Genomic DNA, 16,594 nt, shown 5'->3' with positions numbered 1-16,594 from the left:
TTACTGTCTTTTTAAAACAATAGTATCTGCTTTCACTTGCGTTTTTAACCAGTTCACTAACTCTTCATCTCTTACTTTTACAACACTATCATTTAATTTAGAGTTCCATTTAGCAGAAGCCACATTAATTGTATCGACTTTAATAAAGTCAGCAGAAACAAGCATTTTAGAATATCCAAAATACTCTAAGTCACTAAATTTTATTTTAGCATCCTTTGATAAATTACTAAAAGAAATGGTATTGTTTTTTTGATTAACAATACTGATCTCATCTAATAAATTATCTATTTTATCTTGTAAACCAGCAATAATAAAATCTTTCTCATCTAGTGCTTTAATAGCTCTGTCGTAGGCATCAGATATTTTATCAAAACTTCTATTCTTATTTCCATTAATATCTAAATCAAAATCACTAATTTTTTCATAGCCTTTTAATTCATTTCTTAAATCAGTTTCTGTAGCTTCACTTATTTCGCCATTAAAATAGAGCGTGATTTTTTTATCGTTAGCGTTTAGTGTTCCATTTTGAAACCACAAATCTCTATTCGATTTTATTTCATTTTCTACATACTGATTATAATCACTTTGCAATCCGCTTTCTCTTATGAAAATCACAAATGTCCAAATTGCAGGAGCCATCACTAAAATGGCTAGAACAGAAGCAAACTGTGCGATACGCTTTCTTTTTTTTGAGTTCGCATATTTTAGCATTGGAAAACGTAAAAGCTTCAACACAATAAATGTTGCAAGCGCGATAAAAATGGTATTGATTGTAAATAAATACATCGCACCAACAAAATAATCCCAATTATGAGCTAAACCATATCCTGCAGTACATAATGGTGGCATTAAAGCTGTCGCAATAGCGACTCCAAAAATAACAGATGCGATGGTTCCTTTTTTAGTTCTGGCAATTATTAAGGCCATGCCTCCAAAAAAGGCAATAAGCACATCTCTCACATCAGGCTTTGTACGTCCAAAAAGTTCATTAGTCACTAAATCTGCTGTTGGGAAAAATTTAAAAAACAAAAACGCAGTAAGTAAACTTAACACAATCATGATTGTTAAATTTATTAGCGATTTTCTGAGCGTATCAATATCATTTAAGGCAATAGACATACCTATTCCTAAAATTGGTCCCATTAAAGGTGAAATAAGCATGGCACCAATTACAACTGCAGTAGAATCTGCATTTAAACCAACAGAGGCGACAAAAATAGAGCAAATTAAGATCCATGCTGTTGCGCCTTTAAAAGAAATATCGCCTTTAATGGCATTAATTGTTGCATCACGATCTGTGTCATCACGAAAATCTAAAAGCTCAACCATAAAGACCTTAATACTATGAAAAAGCCCTTTAGCATCTTGCTTTACAGCTTCTTTAGATTGTTCAACAGCTTGTTCTTTAGCTGCATTTTCATCTTCAGAAAAGTTAAATTTATTTTCTTCACTCATAATTATCCGTAATTCTCTCCAAATTTATTTTTAACATTTTGGAGTACTTTTTTAATATCTTGTTCTTTTGTTTTAGGAAAGATAAGCAAAACTTCGTCTTTATCTACAATTATATAATCATTCAAACCATCAACAACAACAATTTTTTCATTCTTAGTTCTAATCATGTTTCCAGAAGCATCTTCGGTCAACGTTCTTGCGTTTACAACGGCATTATTATTATCGTCTTTATCTAACTTGTCATACAAACTTCCCCAGGTTCCAAGGTCATTCCAATCAAACTCAGCAGGTAATACAAAAACATTCGTTGACTTTTCCATAATGGCATAATCGACAGAAATATTTTCAGCTTTAGCATAATTCTCAAGTATAAAATCATCTTCTAAATCGGTATTATACACGTCATAGCCTTGTTTAAATAAAGCAAACAAATCAGGTTGATTGTTTTGAAAAGCCCTTACAACCGCATTTACACTCCACATAAAAATGCCTGCATTCCATAAAAAATTACCTTGAGCAATAAACTCTTTAGCAGTCTCATAATCTGGTTTTTCTCTAAATTGATTCACAGCCTTTATGCTCTTATTCGCTGTTTTATCATACTCGATATAACCATAACCTGTATTTGGAAACGTTGGTTTTATACCTAGCGTCATAAGTGCATCATTTTCTTCACAGAAATCGAAAGCTTGCTGCACATTTTGCGTGAAAGTGCTTTCATCTTCTATCCAGTGATCACTTGGAGCCACAATCATTACAGCATCTTTATTTTCCTTTTGGATTTTTAATGCAGCATACAAAATACATGGTGCAGTATTACGCATTGCAGGCTCTAAAACTACTTGACGTTTAGTCACTTGTGGTAATTGTTCAAAGACTAAATCGTTATAACGCTCATTAGTTAAAATAAAAATATTCTCTTGCGGAATAAGTTTTGCTAAACGATTAAACGTTTTTTGAATTAAAGTATCGCCTGTGCCAAGCATATCGTGAAATTGCTTAGGAAAATCTTGCGTACTTACAGGCCAAAATCTTGAACCTACTCCTCCTGCCATTAAAATGGCGTAATAATTTTTATTCATTAACAGCTTTTTTTAATATTTCAACTTCTGCATTTGGGTTGAAAAGATACAACTTTCCTGAATTAACTTCAATGGCTTCATATCGTTTAACACGCTTCTGCCCTTTTTTAAAGACGCGTCCATTATAAAGTTTAAAGACACTTCCAAAGGGTACTTCAAAAATAAAGGTTTTATCATTAGGCGCATCAAATTGTTTTAATGCTAAAGCTAATGGAGCATCTGTATCGCTAGAAGCCTTAGGATTCATAAAATGCTTAGCTAATAAGGGCAATAACTGTTCTGGAAAGACTTGCGGATTTATAACAGGCAACATGAGATGCTGAAAGGTTCGCTTCCACTCTTTGCCATGCGGCTTAATAAAACGTCCATAATTCTTATACGCTTCCAAATGAGCTATTTCATGGATTAAGGTCAATAAAAACCTGTACACATTTAAATTTGCATTGATAGTAATTTGGTGTTTTCCGTTTGGCAATTTCCTATAATCACCATGACGTGTTTTACGCTCATTTTTGATTTTAACCATTAAACCATCCTGTTTTAATAGGTCTAAAACATAAGGTATTGCAGGTTCTGGAATATAATTTTGAAGCGTGTTTTGCATAATACAAAAATACTTTTTCTATTTTGATTTTTAATAAAAAAACAACTAACTTCAAAAAACTACAATAAAAAATCATTTTCTGAAAAAATATCATATTACACTATGAAATCAGTGACTATTATAGGCTCAGGAATTATAGGATTAACCTCTGCTTTACAACTCCAAAAATCTGGTTTTCAGGTAAATTTGATTGCCAAAGAACGCTACGACAAAACCTTATCTAGTAAAGTTGGTGCGATATGGTTTCCTTTTGAAGTTGGTCCAAAAAAGAAAACAAATACATGGGCTACTATGACTTACATGCATTATAAAACTGAAGAAAGTGTAGGAAACGGAATTATATTTATTCCATTTATAACAGCTTACACACCAAAAAGCAACACAGGTTGGACAAAACAATTACCAGAAGGAACCGTTAGAAAAGCTACAAAAGAAGAATTACCAAGAGGCATGCAAATGGCTTTTATATCTAATGTGCCATTAGCTGAACCTCATTTGTATTTACCCCATTTATTTGAACAATTTTTAGCCAATGGTGGTACTTTTAAAGAACGTGAAATCTCATCTTTAGAAGAACTAGCAAGTTTAGATACATACGTTGTTAATTGTACTGGTTTAGGTGCAAAAACATTGTGTAATGATAAAGAATTACATCCTATGCGAGGGCAAATTTTACGATGTGAAAAAATGGCAATTGTTTCTTGTGCTGATTCTACCCAAAAAGGAGCCTTAAGTTATGTCATTAACAGAAGTGAAGACTGTATCGTTGGAGGTACAGACTACGAAAACGACTGGAATAAAAATAATGAACCAGCAGACACTAAACTCATTTTAAACAGATTAAAAGGCTTGTGTCAAGAAGACCCTAAAATAATAGAGACCTTAGTTGGATTGCGTCCACGAAGACATAGCGTTCGTTTTGAGTTTGATAAAACACACCCTAATGTTTTTCATAATTATGGCCATGGAGGTGCTGGTTTTACTCTAGCTTGGGGCTGTGCTATTGAGCTTGCTGAAATTTTGAGTAAATAAGATTAAGAAATTATTTCTACATTCTTTCAGGCACCTGAATACCAAGTAGTCCAAAAGCATTCTTTATGGTATTAGCAACCACTTGTGATAACTGAACACGGAATCGTTTTTCATTTTCTGTATCTGCGCCAAGAATAGATACATTTTGGTAAAAGGAATTAAATTCTTTCACTAAATCGTATGTATAATTAGCAACTAATGCAGGACTATGATGATTTGCTGCGTTTTGAATAACTTCAGGAAAGTTTAATATTTGCTTTATAAGCTCTTTTTCTTTTTCATGTAAAGATATATCAGAGGCATCAAGCTTAATTGTATTATCTACATTAGCTTTTCGTAAGATAGATTGTATTCTAGCATAAGTATATTGAATAAAAGGGCCTGTATTTCCTTGAAAATCTATAGACTCTTTAGGATCAAACAAAATACGTTTTTTAGGATCCACTTTTAAGATATAATATTTTAATGCTCCTAGACCAATAATTTTGTACAACTCTTGCTTTTCAGCTTCAGAATAGCCTTCTAATTTTCCTAATTCTTGTGAAATGTCGCCAGCTGTATCAGCCATCTCTACTATTAAATCGTCGGCATCTACAACCGTTCCTTCTCTACTTTTCATTTTTCCAGAAGGTAAATCTACCATACCATAACTTAGATGGTATAAATTTTTAGCCCAATCGAAACCTAATTTTTTAATTATTAAAAACAGTACTTGAAAGTGATACTCTTGTTCATTTCCAACAGTATAAACCATGCCGCCAACATCAGGATAATCTTTAACACGTTGAATGGCAGTACCAATATCTTGTGTCATATAGACTGCAGTACCATCACTACGAAGTACGATTTTTTCATCTAAACCTTCATCTGTTAAATCACACCAAACTGAGCCATCGTCTTTTTTAAAGAAAACGCCTGTTTTTAAGCCTTCAACAACAAACTCTTTTCCTAAGAGATAGGTCTGACTTTCATAATATAAGGCATCAAAATCAACACCTAGGTTTTTATAAGTAATATCAAAGCCTTCATATACCCAAGCATTCATTTTTTCCCAAAGCGCGACGACTTCAGTATCTCCTGACTCCCAAAGACGCAACATATTCTGCGCTTCGACAATAATTGGCGCATTCTTTTTTGCTTCATCTTCAGTTTGCCCTTTGGCCATTAAATGCGCTATTTCCTTTTTATATTCTTGATCAAATTTAACGTAGTAATTTCCTACTAATTTATCACCTTTAAGACCTGTAGATTCTGGCGTTTCATTATTTCCAAAGCGTTTCCAAGCTAACATGCTTTTACAAATATGAATCCCTCGATCATTAATAATTTGGGTTTTATAGACTTTTTGTCCAGAAGCTTTAATAATTTCAGCGACACTATAACCTAACAAGTTATTACGTATATGCCCTAAATGCAAAGGTTTATTGGTGTTTGGCGAAGAATACTCAACCATTACAGCTTTAGAATTCTCTTCAGGCTTTATAAAACCATAATCATTGTTAGTCTTTATCGTATTGAAATAATTAACATAATAATGATCATCTATTTCTATATTTAAAAAGCCTTTAACCACATTAAAAGCCTTGACTTCTTCGACTTTATCGACTAAATAAGCACCAATACCTTCGCCAATTTGCATTGGATTTCCTTTAACAACGCGTAACATAGGAAACACTACGATAGTAATATCTCCAGCAAATTCTTTACGTGTGGCTTGAAACTCAACAGTATCTATCGCTACATTGTATATAGACATTACTGCTTGTTTTACATGATTTGATAAGGTGTTTTGAAGGCTCATTTATTCATCTTATTATAAGTGTGCAAAGATAGTGTTTTTATTAAAGTTTGCTATTTTTAAAATGAGCTAAATAAGGTCATCACTTCGGTTTTTAGGTTCTTTTTAAGCTAAAAATAATAAGAAAGTTATTACAAAATGAAAAAAAATCACTCTAAGACTTGCATTTATTCTATCATTTTATGCCTTTAATCGATTGCATATTATTTCACAAATTTCAATTCATCACTTTATCTGATTTTTCTGCTTTAAATCGCTTTAATTAGTTTATTTAATCTCTTTTATTGAGTTTTGTTATTCAAAGAATTTTTATCAAGTCCCCAAGATCTGATAAATCTTTACTAAATAATAAACTAAACATAATCTAACAAAGTGTTTTTGATTCCCTCAAAAAAAACTCTAAGTTGATACCTTACTGACGTAATTGTATTAAATGAGGAAACTAATTACTCTTATATGCTTTTTTACTATTTTTCTTGGTTATTCCCAAACCGAGGAACTAGAGAGTTTATATATACAGGTTGCATTCCAAGATCCAGACACAACCAAGGTCAATACTTCTATACGTATTATTAAGATTCTTTATAAGGAAAATGATTACGATAAAGCTTTAAAGTATATTAGAGAAAGTGAAAAGCTTTCTAACGATTTAAAATACACTACTGGAATTGCAGAAATTGCGTACTACAAAGGACTTATTTTTTCTAAAAAGGAGGACTATATCAATGCTGTTGACAGTTATGTGAAATCTAAAGAATTATACACCACTTTAGCAGACACTTTAGGTGTTGCCAGAATTAATAATAGTCTAGCTTTAATTGAAATTGAACGAGGCAACTACGACAAAGGGCTTCAGCTTTCTCTTTCAGCTATGAAAGAACTAGAAAAAAGAGGTCTTAAAAAAGAACTTCGCGATTCGTATAAAAACCTAGCTACTGCTTATAATAATATGAAAGCCGATAATCAGGCTATTGAATTTTTTGAAAAAACATTAGACTTAGAAGATGAACTTTCTAATAAAGAAGGCATCATAGAAGCAAATAAAAGTTTAGGTGATTTATACGCTAGCCAAAATGACTATCAAAGAGCAATATATTATTATGATAATGTGCTTTTAAATATTGATGATAGTGATAGTATCTTACGAGGTGATGTGTTAACAAAACTAGGGTATTCGTACTTACAGTTAAATAATTTAGAAGATGCTAAAGAATACTTAACACAAGGCTTAAGGTTAAACAGAAGGCTAAATAATCATCAAGGAGTTCTTACAGCACTTAATGCTACAGGAGATTTATATTTAAGAGAACGTAAATCTATTATTGCAGAACGCTTACTTTCTGAAGCCACTGACCTTGGTCGAACATTAAAAAATAATGACGAGTTAATTAACAACTACAGATTAAGAGCAAAATTAGATTCACTTGAAAATGATTTCAGATTAGCGTATATCTGGCAAAAAAGGCACTTCGATTTAAAGAATCAGGTTGAAAGAAGACGTATCGCAGAATCTGAAAGCTTACAAAATCAGTCTATTTCTACCATTGAAAACACTAAAGATTTAAGTGTAAGTGCTAGAGAAGAAAACAAAGCACTTATAAGCCAACATGAAAAAGAAAAGAAAGCTAGTCAAGATGAAATTGACCGTTTAAAGTTTATCTTTTATCTTTTACTCATAGCTCTTGCTATAACCTCTACCTTTTTGATTCTTATTTACTTGAAACGTAACAATAGTATCAAATACACCAAAGAACTTGAAGATAAAAACAGACAAATTAACCTTCAAAATGAAGCCATCTTAGATCAATCAAAAAATTTAGAAGACATTAATCAGGTTAAAGATAAATTGTTTTCTATTGTTTCACATGATTTAAAAGATTCATTGACTTCAATAAAAGGGTTTATTGACTTATTAAAAGATGGTTCGCTTTCACAAGAAGAATTTAATCATTTAATTCCTGAGTTAAGTGAAAATGCGAATAATGCTTCTTTACTATTATTTAATTTATTGAATTGGTCTAAATCTCAAATGCAATCATTGGAGTCTAAACCAAGTTTATTTGATGTTCAAGAAGTTTTTAGTGAAAAAATAAAGCTTATCGAACAAAAGACAGAGAAGAAAGGCATTAAAATAGAAGATTTGTCTTTGCGTGATTTTGTTTATGCAGACAGAAGTATGGTTGAAATTATTATACAAAACCTTTTAACTAATGCGGTTAAGTTCTGCAAAGCTGGCGACACTATAACCATAGCAAATCATATAAGCAATGGTAATTCGTTAATTAGTATAACTGATACAGGCGTTGGTATTTCTAAAGAAAATCAAGATCAATTATTTAAAAATAATTCATTCACGACCATTGGTACAAAAAATGAAAAAGGAACTGGTTTAGGATTAACTATTTGCAAAGAATTAGTTGAACTTAATCATGGAAAGATTTGGGTAGAAAGTACCGAACATGTTGGAAGTACTTTTTATGTTGAATTGCCAAAATCTAATCCGCAAGCTTAATCTAATACATTAAGTTTTTGGCAGGAATACCTCAGCCATCATACAACGTGCACTTCCACCTCCACAAGCTTCAATAGTTTCAAGACTACTACTTAAAATTGCGCAGTGTTTTTCAATGATTTTTATTTGAGCTTCCGACAAACAATCGTAAGCCGCTTGGCTCATAATTAAATAACGCTTATCATCTTTAGCTTTAACTTGAAGCATATTTCCTGCAAAATTATTGACTTGTGCTTCAGTTATTCTAATGATTTCTTTTCCACTATCCTGAAGGTGCTTCATAACATTCTTACGTTCCTTTTTATCATCAATACAATCTAAACAGATGACAGCAAAAGTTTCACCTAAACACATCATAACATTAGTATGATATATAGCTTCACGCTTTCCATTCACAGTTTGATTGGCCGTAAAAATTACAGGAGTATATTCAAAATCTTCACAAAATTCAATAAACAAATCTTCATTTGCTCTAGGAGACAAAGCGCAATAAGCGATGCCATTTGCTCTATCTAATAATAAACTCCCAGTACCTTCTAAGAATACATTTTCTTCTTCAGCACTTGTATAATCGACAATATTATTAATTTTAAATCCGTGAGCTTCAACAGCTTCAAGAACATCTTCTCTTCGTTCTAGCCTTCTATTTTCAGCAAACATAGGATAAAGTCCAACGGTTCCTTTTTCGTGAAAAGAAATCCAATTATTTGGGAATATAGAATCTGGCGTATCAAACTCATCTGTATCATTTACCACAATAACATCAACTCCAATTGCACGTAACTTTTCTACATAAGCATCAAATTCCTGTTGTGCTTTAGCATTTTCAGTTTCAGGTAAGACGTTATCTGATTCTTTTTGATAATAATTATTTATTGCTGTTTGCTCATTTCTCCTAAAGTTAATAGGACGAATCATGAGTATGGTATTTGTTGTTTGTTGCATGTGCTTATTAATCTCTTATTAAAGGTAAAGTGCTACAGCGTAATAAGCCTTCCTGTTTTGCTATTTCGGCATAAGGTACTTCTTCTACTGTAAAACCATTGTCGCGTAACCAGGTGTTTAAACGTGTAAAATTTTGTTCAGAAATCACTACATCTTCAGCAATAGAAAAAATATTACTGTTCATGTTATACATTTCATCTTTAGTGATTTCAAAAATATTTTCCTTTCCGAAGAAATTGACTAACCATTCATATTCACTTTCAACTAAAAACCCATTGCGATGCAAAATGGCTTTGTCTTTACCAACAGGCTGAAAACAACAATCTAAGTGCAACGCGTTTTCTCTAGGATTGGTGTTGGATTTGCGCAATTCGAACGATTTCACAATTTTATGCGGAAACAATTCTTGAATCGCTATTACGGCATCCATATTTGTTCGCGCTATAATATAATCGGCATAATCTTCTCCTGAATAGGTACCTATAAAAATGTGGTCGTTATAAAGCATGACATCGCCACCTTCAATATGGCAATACTCAGGCAGTTTAATTCTTTGTTCTTTTGGTACTTGTGTCCAGACATGTTCAATAGCTTCAAACTCTTGTTCTCTATCGGGAAGCATATTCGCTTTTACAAACTTATCATCTATCACAAAAGCAATATCACGTGTAAAGATTTGGTTACACTCTTTAATTATTTCTGGTCGAAACACTTGTACATCATACTTCTTAAACACAGCAGCCACAGCTTCCATTTCAGGAATCATATCAGCTTCAACAGGATAGGTTCCTGCTTTGATATGCTCTAAAGATTTTGGGTCGTACGCTTCCTCTACAGTTGGTGTTGGTCCATTGCTTTCTGCAGTACCAAGTACAACAGCTCTTAATCGTGATGTTTCGTTTTTGACGTTTAGTTTTAGCATGCTGTAAATATAAAAAAAAAGCTTCATAATGACTTATGAAGCTTCAATAGTATTAATTATACTTACCTGTTCTTTATATCTTTAAATGAACGACTATTTTCGCCAATATAAACTTGTCTTGGACGTCCAATAGGCTCTTTTCTTAAACGCATTTCACGCCATTGTGCAATCCATCCTGGTAAACGACCAAGTGCAAACATAACGGTAAACATTTCTGTTGGAATACCCATTGCTCTATATATAATTCCTGAATAAAAATCTACATTTGGATACAATTTACGTTTCACAAAGTAATCATCGTTTAAGGCTTCTTGCTCTAAACCTTTTGCAATGCCCAAAATAGGATCTTCAACACCTAAATCTGCTAACACCTCATCTGCAGCGACTTTAATGATTCTTGCTCTTGGGTCAAAGTTTTTATAGACACGATGTCCAAAGCCCATTAAACGGAAAGGATCTTCTTTGTCTTTGGCTTTTGCCATATATTTTTTTGTATCGCCATCATCTTCTTGAATGGCGCTAAGCATTTCTAAAACGGCTTGATTGGCTCCACCATGTAATGGTCCCCAAAGTGCAGAAATACCAGAAGAAACCGAAGCAAATAAACCAGTATGTGCAGATCCTACAATACGTACTGTAGATGTAGAGCAGTTTTGCTCATGATCGGCATGTAAGATTAATAATTTATCTAAAGCATCCACTAGAATTGGGTTTTGCTTATACTCTTCATTAGGTTTTTTAAACATCATTTTTAAGATGTTTTCTACATAACCTAAGGTATTATCACCATAGTCTAATGGCAATCCATGTTTTTTACGCATGGTCCAAGCTACAAGCACTGGGAATTTTCCTAAAATTCTAACAATAGCATTATACATTTCCTCTTCAGAATCTACATTCACAGAAGAAGGGTTAAACGCAGTTAAGGCACTGGTTAAAGATGAGATAACACCCATTGGATGTGCCGACTTTGGAAATGCATCTATGATTTTTCGAACATCATCATCAACAACAGATTGTGCTTTAATATCTGAATGGAATTTTTCAAGTTGCTCTTTGGTTGGTAATTCACCAAATATAAGTAAGAACGCTACTTCTAAAAAGTCTGCTTTTTCAGCTAACTCTTCAATAGAATAGCCTCGATATCTTAAAATACCTTCTTCTCCATTTAAAAACGTTATAGCACTTTCGCAAGCACCTGTGTTTTTATATCCTGGGTCTATAGTGGTTACTCCTCCTGTTACGCCTCTTAAGGTTTTAATATCTATGGCAACTTCGTTTTCTGTTCCTACAGTTAAAGGGAACTCATACTTATTTCCATCAATTTCTAGTGTAGCTGTTTTTGACATACGTATTCTTGACTATTGTTTTATTTTTCGGAAGGCTAAATTACGAAAAATCACACGATTTTTAAAGCGAAGTGACCAAGGAATTTTCAATAATATGATTATTAAAATTGATAGTATAAAAAAAGGGAATATAAAAACATCATATTCCCTTTAAATTGTTGTCCTGTCCTTTTAATTTTTTATTATTTTCTCCACCTGTTCACCACGATTGGTTTGAATGTTTAAAAAATAAATACCACTCGTAAAATTAGAAACATTAATAGACGTGTTAGACGCGTTTATGATTTTTGAAAACACTTTTCTGCCTTGTACATCGTAAACTGATATCAATTCCATTAGTGCTTCTGCCTTAATTTCAAGAACATCTCTTACTGGATTTGGAAACATACTAATGGCATTACTCCATTCAAATTCATCAACAGATAAGGTTTCAAAAGTTGTGGTTGTGGTGTTAGTTTCTATTGGAAAATTGTAATCGAAGAAAATTTCTGCGCTATTAGTCACCGAATCATCTATCGCTAAACTATTTAAGGTTTTTATTTTAAACAGTACATTGCCTTTGTCTTCTGGTTCTAGGTTAATATTATCGAAGATGAATTCAACTTTATTTCCTGTTATGTTTGTTACCATTTCATGTGATGCAAACATGACTTGTAAGGTATTCATATCAAACATACTTTCATCAATCACATCTTTAACAACCACAAAGGTTGCTGCTGCTGTTCCTGTATTTTCAAAATTGATATTATAATGTAAATACTCACCAATCATCTCTGGTTCGAGCGACTCACCTTCTAAACAGGTTTTATCATTTGGGTCGAAAGAACCTCTAATTAATTGATCCAATTTAAAAAAATTGTCAATTGGCGTTTGGTCTTCTTCAATAGGCTCAATAGTAGCTAAAAAAACCAAAGTATCGTCAATATCTACTGGTGGAGTTTCAGTTGGGCCATTCACATTTAATGTGACTTCAATAACTCTAGTTTCAAAAGGAGTTAAATCACTATAGTTCCAAAATAAACCTCCTTCGACTTGATTATCTAATGGTATAGAAGAAGATATATAATCTAAAATGGAGTCGTCAAAATTAAATTCTATATTTCCAGAAACTGTTTCGTTACTTTTATTATGATAAACTAATTGGTAACTAGCATCAAATCCCGGACGAGGAAGAATATTTGGAATGATTACTATTTCTACATCAATGCAACTCGTATTTGACGAGAGGCAGAAATCTCTAGAAATTGAATTGTTAAAATTATTTTCAAAGTTAACTGTAGATAATGTAGGAATATTATCAAAACAACCATAATTTTCATTTTTTGCAACAACTGTAAAACTTCCGCTGTCTACATAAAAAGTATAATTACCATATTCATCAACATACGTTACGCCATATTCAGTTCCATCGTAAATTTCTACTTTTGTATTTAAAGCTGGTACATCGCCTATATTACAACCATCACTATCAACATCAAAAAACACTTGACCAGTAATGGTATTGTAATTCCCTCCTGGCGTAAAATTACAATAAGAACTGATTACTACATTTTCTGGAACTTGATCTAAGGAATTCAAGTCATTTTCATCTATACAGAGATAAGCAAGGTTAGCATTGGGATCTAAATATATTCTTTCATTTTTACCATTTTTAGCATTAACTTCTATTAAATCATTATAACCAAATGACGCGACATTTAACAATCCATTCTGTGAAAGATCTAAATGCGTGATGTTATTGAAAAAACCCGTTACATATTCAAGTAATACATTGTTTGAAAGGTCTAACGAATTTAAACTATTCTCACTGCATCTTAAATTAGTTAAATTTGTATTTTGGGATAAATCCAAACCTGTTAACTGGTTAATTTCAACCCTTAGAGTTATTAAGTTTATATTTTGGCAAATCTATCTCAGTTAAATTGTTACTACTACAATCCAAACTAAGAAGGTTCGTAAATGCTTGTAATCCTTCTAAGTTATTTATATTTCTACCATAAACTATCAATGAAGAAGTATTCAAAGCTTCACTTTCTTGAATTTCACCATCGTCATTGGCATCAATTTTATAGTAACTCCCGCTTAGATTACTCGCAATAATATTATCTGGAGATGCTTCTAACAAAGCGGCTTTAAAATTCTCATCTGGAACATTTACTATTTGCGCTTGTGTATATCCAAAAGAACAAAGTATAAGGAGGAGGATTAATTTTTTCATAGTTGGTAGTTTACTTTATAGATGCAATAATTAGTAAAAGGTTGCGTGTGAAAAACAAAAAACCTGTAAAATATTTTTTACAGGTTTTTTTTATTTAAAATAAATGAGTTTACTTAATCAACTTGATGTTAGTTTTTTATAATCTTAAATGTCTTTTCTTTGCCTTCAGAAGACAATCTTAAGAAATAGACTCCTTTAGATAGTTTTGACACATCATACTGAAGTTGATTTCCATCTAAATTACTAACAAGTAGGCGATTGACAGACTGACCAAGAATTGAATACATATTAATTTCATAAGGTGCTTCAACTTTTAATCCGTCAAGAACAAAATAATTTTGTACTGGATTTGGAAATACAGATACATGACTTAATTGATTTGTATCGTCTACACCTAATGTGAAACTAACATACGTATAATCAGACACACCATATTCGTTATAAGCCTGTACTCTAAATTGATATTCTACTCCTTCTTCAAGTCCGCCAACTAAATAATCATATTCGCTAACATCTCTAAAAGCCAAAACATCAAATAGTTCAGCTGAATTCAAATTTTCAAGTGTAAAGCCCTGATTACATGGAAGTGTTGTCGCTGGCCAATTAAATGAAACACCAAAAGGCGTTTCTTCAAAAGCCAAAAATGCAATATTATCAGGATAAGTACACTCTGCAAAATGAGCTGTAATTTCTATATCATCATCTGGAATAGTATATAAATCATCAACGACAGTTTCAGACCAATGGCTTAGTCTATAAATAGCACCTACACCAGGTAATGTTTGATATGGTGGTGCTCCTATTGGCAACTTTAAATGTTCAACAAAATCTTCTGTTAAGGGAGTTTGATAACGAGGTCCATCAATTGTAACTTCTAAATCTGGAGGTGATGTTACAAAACTCACTGAAGATATTTGAGGATAAATATTTACTGAAGACTCTGTTTCCTGACCAATATCATCATGAACTCTAACAATAAACTCATAATATACGTTTGAAGATGATTCTCCAACATCAGGTATAGTGAAATTCCCACTAGATAAGTCAATGGCAATTGGAGGTCCATCATGGACATGGTCATCATGATGAAAATTAACATACCACTCAAAGTTCTCGGGAGGCAAAACACCTTGTTCTGTGTCTGATGCTGTAGCTTCAAATGAAATAATATCTCCTGCTTGATATGTTAAAGTTGGCTCTGGTGAAACAATTGTACATTCTGGAGCTTCATTAAAAGGTATAACAGTAAGTTCCCACTCATTAGTCCAAACTTCACCAAAAGAATTTGAAACCTTAACTTGATAAGTGCCAGCTCTAGTAACCTGAGTATCAGGAAAGCTATATATATTTGTGTTTACTGGTCTATTAATTAAACTTCCATCCTTATACCAATCATATATTAATTCTGGAGCTCCAACCGCTGTAATTTCAAATCTTGTGCGCTCTCCAATCATTGTAGTAGTATCTTCTTGATGTTCTAATATTATTGGCTCATCACCATCATAATAGACTATTTTATACAACGTATTTTCAATTCTACTAAAGTAATATAAATACCCATCTGGGCTTGTTGTTAAATAAATTCCGCCTCTTGGTATTTCGGTACCTAATGTTTCTCTTGAGTTAGTTAAATCATGAATATGATCATGTCCATCTAGTACAGGGTCTATATAATTAATCCATTGTTTATCATACTCTAGAAAAAAATACTTTCCAACATACTCACTAGGATATTTTGGGTCTATTGGGTCGTAAAAATCTCCTCCTGTAATTGCATTTCCAAGCCTGTCAGAATCATCAACCGTATGCCCATAAGCATAAGAAGGGGGGTCGTATATAGACCCTTCACTATTATAACCTTCTTCTAGGGGCCAACCAAAATTACGCCCACCAATACTTGCGTCATTAACTTCTTCCCATAGGTGCTGTCCAACATCATTTACAAAAATTGTATTAGTTGGTTTATGAATTGCCATTGTATAAGGATTCCTTAATCCCATAGACCAAATTATATCTTCAGGGTTACCATCTCCGACATAAAAAGGATTATCAATAGGTATGGTACCATCTTTATTGATTCTTACAATTTTCCCATGCGTATAGTTCATTAATTGAGCTCTCCCAGGGCTACTATTATCTCCTGTAGAACTAAACAGATGCCCTTCATCATCAATAACTATAGATCCTCCTGTATGCCATCTGTTTGGTATTGGCTGTAAATCTAACAATACTTCTTCCGAACTCAGTTCTATATCAGAATCTACAAACTGAAATCTTGAGATTCTATTATATACTGCTGATTCAACAGTGTAAGTAACATAAACATACGGAGAAGTAGGGTAATCTGGATCCATTTTCAACCCAACTAACCCTTTATCACCTCCAACAGAAGTGACAATTGTTGGAATTTCAACTATAGGCTCACTAGAAAGCACACCATTGCTTAAAAGATAAATTTCACCACTTTGTTTTGCTATTAGAATGTTATCTGCATCTACAAAAGTAAAGCAAGATACATTTTCAATATTGTTTACTACTTCTACAATAGAAAAACCTGTAGGTAATACTTGCGCATTAGCCTTTGGGAAGCTAAGTATAAAAATTAGTATTAATGTAAATAATTTTCCTTTCATTGCTGTTATTTTTATTTGACAAGTTATAAAATATAATATATTTT

At 32.5% G+C, this 16,594-nt stretch carries 12 protein-coding genes; 2 read left to right on the top strand and 10 right to left on the bottom strand.

Annotated elements, in window-relative coordinates; translation table 11 throughout:
• From ACFS5M_RS05640 to ACFS5M_RS05630, 3 genes are read right to left on the bottom strand one after another with little or no spacing between them, the layout of a single operon-like run.
• On the bottom strand, positions 1–1,455 hold the full coding sequence (locus ACFS5M_RS05640) for a DUF389 domain-containing protein (protein ID WP_183486651.1): 1,455 nt from the start codon (positions 1,453–1,455) through the stop codon (positions 1–3).
• A gap of 2 nt (positions 1,456–1,457) precedes the next feature.
• The gene (locus ACFS5M_RS05635; protein WP_183486650.1) at positions 1,458–2,537 is read right to left on the bottom strand and encodes a mannose-1-phosphate guanylyltransferase; all 1,080 of its coding nucleotides are present in this window, start codon (positions 2,535–2,537) and stop codon (positions 1,458–1,460) included.
• Complete coding sequence (locus tag ACFS5M_RS05630) at positions 2,530–3,141, bottom strand: SprT-like domain-containing protein (protein ID WP_183486649.1); 612 nt, start codon at positions 3,139–3,141, stop codon at positions 2,530–2,532. Before ACFS5M_RS05630 ends, ACFS5M_RS05635 begins: the two co-directional genes overlap by 8 nt.
• Positions 3,142–3,243: 102 nt before the next feature.
• Between ACFS5M_RS05630 and ACFS5M_RS05625 the strand changes: the two genes are divergently transcribed.
• Positions 3,244–4,173 (top strand): FAD-dependent oxidoreductase, encoded by a 930-nt coding sequence (locus tag ACFS5M_RS05625; protein ID WP_183486648.1) that lies wholly within the window; start codon positions 3,244–3,246, stop codon positions 4,171–4,173.
• A gap of 16 nt (positions 4,174–4,189) precedes the next feature.
• On the opposite strand, the gene argS is transcribed toward ACFS5M_RS05625, so the two are convergent.
• Positions 4,190–5,974: an arginine--tRNA ligase gene (argS, locus tag ACFS5M_RS05620; protein ID WP_183486647.1), complete on the bottom strand. Its 1,785-nt coding sequence runs from the start codon at positions 5,972–5,974 to the stop codon at positions 4,190–4,192.
• 430 nt (positions 5,975–6,404) lie between these two features.
• Between argS and ACFS5M_RS05615 the strand changes: the two genes are divergently transcribed.
• A complete protein-coding gene (locus tag ACFS5M_RS05615; protein WP_183486646.1) occupies positions 6,405–8,483 on the top strand; it encodes an ATP-binding protein in 2,079 nt (692 codons plus the stop codon).
• A gap of 9 nt (positions 8,484–8,492) precedes the next feature.
• Here ACFS5M_RS05615 and ctlX read toward each other — a convergent pair whose 3' ends face one another.
• From ctlX to ACFS5M_RS05585, 6 genes are all read right to left on the bottom strand, one after another.
• Positions 8,493–9,428, bottom strand: coding sequence for a citrulline utilization hydrolase CtlX (gene ctlX / locus ACFS5M_RS05610; protein ID WP_183486645.1), 936 nt, complete (start codon positions 9,426–9,428; stop codon positions 8,493–8,495).
• Between the two features lie 7 nt (positions 9,429–9,435).
• Complete coding sequence (locus ACFS5M_RS05605; protein WP_183486643.1) at positions 9,436–10,350, bottom strand: dimethylarginine dimethylaminohydrolase family protein; 915 nt, start codon at positions 10,348–10,350, stop codon at positions 9,436–9,438.
• Between the two features lie 62 nt (positions 10,351–10,412).
• On the bottom strand, positions 10,413–11,699 hold the full coding sequence (locus tag ACFS5M_RS05600) for a citrate synthase (RefSeq protein ID WP_183486641.1): 1,287 nt from the start codon (positions 11,697–11,699) through the stop codon (positions 10,413–10,415).
• 171 nt (positions 11,700–11,870) lie between these two features.
• Positions 11,871–13,550, bottom strand: coding sequence for a T9SS type A sorting domain-containing protein (locus ACFS5M_RS05595; RefSeq protein WP_183486639.1), 1,680 nt, complete (start codon positions 13,548–13,550; stop codon positions 11,871–11,873).
• Positions 13,551–13,569: 19 nt separating this feature from the next.
• Entirely contained in the window at positions 13,570–13,917 is a 348-nt protein-coding gene (locus ACFS5M_RS05590) for a hypothetical protein (protein WP_183486637.1), read from the bottom strand.
• 128 nt (positions 13,918–14,045) lie between these two features.
• A complete protein-coding gene (locus ACFS5M_RS05585) occupies positions 14,046–16,550 on the bottom strand; it encodes a PQQ-dependent sugar dehydrogenase (RefSeq protein WP_183486635.1) in 2,505 nt (834 codons plus the stop codon).
• Positions 16,551–16,594 lie beyond the last annotated feature (44 nt).

This window comes from Lacinutrix iliipiscaria (genome assembly GCF_042686125.1).
GTDB lineage: Bacteria > Bacteroidota > Bacteroidia > Flavobacteriales > Flavobacteriaceae > Oceanihabitans > Oceanihabitans iliipiscarium.
Note: the sequence above shows the minus strand (reverse complement) of the source record. Positions and strands in the feature narration are given on the sequence as shown.